The sequence below is a fragment of the Flavobacterium sp. T12S277 genome (assembly GCF_048514875.1).
GTDB lineage: Bacteria > Bacteroidota > Bacteroidia > Flavobacteriales > Flavobacteriaceae > Flavobacterium.
In genome coordinates, this window is sequence record NZ_JBLYEG010000072.1 from 1 (window position 1) to 887 (window position 887).

Annotated in this window: 1 protein-coding gene; it reads right to left on the reverse strand. The window is 31.6% G+C overall.

Annotated elements, in window-relative coordinates; all coding sequences use genetic code 11:
• Nucleotides 1-867: hypothetical protein (locus ACN1CN_RS22765; RefSeq protein ID WP_419137978.1), on the reverse strand; the 867-nt coding region annotated here is incomplete at its 3' end.
• Between the last annotated feature and the right edge of the window lie 20 nt (nt 868-887).

The following is an 887-nucleotide window of genomic DNA, read 5'->3' on the forward strand; positions in this document are numbered from 1 at the left end:
TGGATAGTAAATGGTTTTTAAAGCCCCTTTTTGGGTTTCGAAAAAATTTGGTTTTTTATCCGCATTGTAATTTGTTCTCTCAACTAAAAACGGGGTACTATTATTCGCGCCATTGGAAAATCCCCAACTATCTATATTTTTGGGGTAATCGTAAATGGATTTAGCAAAATCTGGCAAATCTGTACCATAGTATTCAAAACCGTGAAAGAATATATCATTTTTAATGATATTATCCAGTAAATTTCTCCTACCCGAATAACTAAAACTATAAGAATTTACAATTCTATTATTCATATCTCTAACTATCAGCTTATTGTAAACCTCATAATTGTTCAGTTTTATATAATTGAAAGTAATTTTGAAATTTTTAGAGTTAATCGATTTTAAAATCTTTCTTTTTATAATGTCGTTAGTACATCCTTGGTTGTTTACATCAGGCACAGGAGGAGTACGTTTTTTAATTTGAAGACTCGCATAAAAATTGAAAGTCATAAAATCGTTGTCATCGTAGAGAAAATCGATTTGCTCACCATTATTTACGATAATCTTTGATAATTGCCAGCTCGAAGTATAAGCCGGAAGACCTTCCTCAAGAAAAGCATTGTATCCCTTAAAAGGTTCATTGATTTCTTTCTGCTCAAAAAAATACTGATTTGCATTGGCATCCGTTAAAACGAAACCTTCGATAACTTGATCGTTGTTTGCATTTCTTAGTATCTGAATTTTATTATCATGCATTGATAAAAAAGCCGGAGTTCCGTCTGTGCCGATTTTAAAAGAAAAACGAATGCCATTTACACTTACATTATATTTATCTGCCTCCCCATCATAAAAATTTGAAGCCAATTTATTGGCTTCGTGATCCATAATCGCGCCATTATTATTAA